Here is a 684-nt window from a genome sequence, read left to right on the forward strand (position 1 = left end):
GCTGCAATGCCCGAGACCGCCAGGTTGGCCTTGTTGATGGTTGCGCTCAGGCCGGTCGGTTGCAGCACTACGTAGTTGCCGGCATCGGCGCCGGACAAGGTATAGCCGGTCACGCTCACGGCCTTGTTGGCGCCGGCATCCTTGCTGGCAAAGCTGCCCACGCCGGTACCGGTCACCAACACGCTGTCGCTGCCCAGTGCTGCCACGGCAGCAGTGCCGGTCAAGGTCGCGGCGGTGGTGGCGTCATAGGTTTTATCCAGGGCTGCAATGCCCGAGACCGCCAGGTTGGCCTTGTTGATGGTTGCGCTCAGGCCGGTCGGTTGCAGCACCACGTAGTTGCCGGCGTCGGCGCCCGACAGCGTGTAGCCGCTCACGCTCACGGCCTTGTTGGCGCCGGCATCCTTGCTGGCAAAGCTGCCCACGCCGGTACCGGTCACCAACACGCTGTCGCTGCCCAGTGCTGCCACGGCAGCAGTGCCGGTCAAGGTCGCGGCGGTGGTGGCGTCATAGGTTTTATCCAGGGCTGCAATGCCCGAGACCGCCAGGTTGGCCTTGTTGATGGTTGCGCTCAGGCCGGTCGGTTGCAGCACTACGTAGTTGCCGGCGTCGGCGCCCGACAGCGTGTAGCCGCTCACGGTCACGGCCTTGCCGGCGCCGGCGTCCTTGCTGGCAAAGCTGCCCACT

General features: G+C 66.4%; 1 protein-coding gene. It reads right to left on the reverse strand.

What is annotated here, in order from left to right:
- The coding region (locus DUPY_RS17235) for a YDG domain-containing protein (RefSeq protein WP_229255408.1) at window positions 1-684 on the reverse strand (684 nt) is incomplete at both ends.

This window comes from Duganella phyllosphaerae (assembly GCF_001758785.1).
Lineage (GTDB): Bacteria > Pseudomonadota > Gammaproteobacteria > Burkholderiales > Burkholderiaceae_D > Rugamonas > Rugamonas phyllosphaerae.